At 77.1% G+C, this 1,062-nt stretch carries 1 protein-coding gene; it reads right to left on the reverse strand.

Annotation, left to right across the window (positions count from 1 at the left end):
- Positions 1 to 102: 102 nt before the first annotated feature.
- The coding region (locus DQW06_RS23865) for an amidase (RefSeq protein ID WP_157983585.1) at positions 103 to 1,062 on the reverse strand (960 nt) is incomplete at its 5' end.

Genomic DNA, 1,062 nt, shown 5'->3' on the forward strand with positions numbered 1-1,062 from the left:
GAGCCCCGCTGAGGCGCGGGCCGCCGGAGCGCGCGCCTCGTGCCGGTCCTCGCTGCCGCTGTCGGCGTCGGGGTGGTACCGAACGGGGGGCGGCCCCGGCCGTCACACCGGTGACGAGTCCGGTCGGCCGGCGCGCAGCGGCGGGACGCGGTGGGCCCACGGGCGCGCGCGTTCGAGCTGCGCCGACAGCGACAGCAGGGTGCCCTCGCCGCCCATGCGGCCGGTGAGCATGACGCCGATCGGCAGTCCCTCGGGCGACCAGTGCAGGGGGACGCTGACCGAGGGCTGTCCCGAGACGTTGTAGACCGAGGTGAACGGCGCGAACGCGGTCATCCGCCGGAACTCCTCCTCGGGTCCGTCGCCGGTGAAGTGCCCCAGCGGGACCGGGGGCGCGGCCAGCACGGGCGAGAGCACCGCGTCGAGGGGTTCGGTCGCGGCGACCAGGGAGCGGACGCCGCGCTGGAGGCGGGCGCAGGCGGCGATGTAGTCGGGCACGGGCGTGGCGCGGGCCCGCTCGCGCAGCCATTGGTTGAGGGGGCTCAGCTCGGCCTCGCGGGCGGGGGCGACCGGCGTGGCCGAGGCCATCGCCGCCCAGACCACGCCGAAGTCCGCCATGAAGGAGCCTCCGAAGTGGGCGTCCCCGGGGGCGGGGACCTCCTCCACCTCGTGTCCGAGGTCGGCCAGGAGGCGGACGGCCTCCTCGTGGGCGGCCAGGACGTGGGGGTGCACGGGGATCCGGGCGGAGCCGGTGGTGGCGTGGCAGCCGATGCGCAGGCGTCCGGGTTCGCGGCCCACGTGGTCGGCGAAGGTCTCGCCCGGCGGCAGGGGCGGCGCGGTGAAGTGGTCGCCCGGTCCGGAGAAGGCCATGGCGTCCAGGAGGAGGGCGGCGTCGCGGACGCCTCGGGTGAGGGGTCCGGCGGTGGACAGGCCCGCGAGGTCGGGTTTGAGGGGTGCGCCGGAGATCCGGCCGCGGGTGGGCTTGAGGCCGAAGAGCCCGCACGCGCTGGCGGGGATGCGGATCGAGCCGCCGCCGTCGCTGCCCTGGGCCACGGGGGCGAGTCC

This window comes from Nocardiopsis sp. TNDT3, assembly GCF_003427465.1.
GTDB lineage: Bacteria > Actinomycetota > Actinomycetes > Streptosporangiales > Streptosporangiaceae > Nocardiopsis > Nocardiopsis dassonvillei.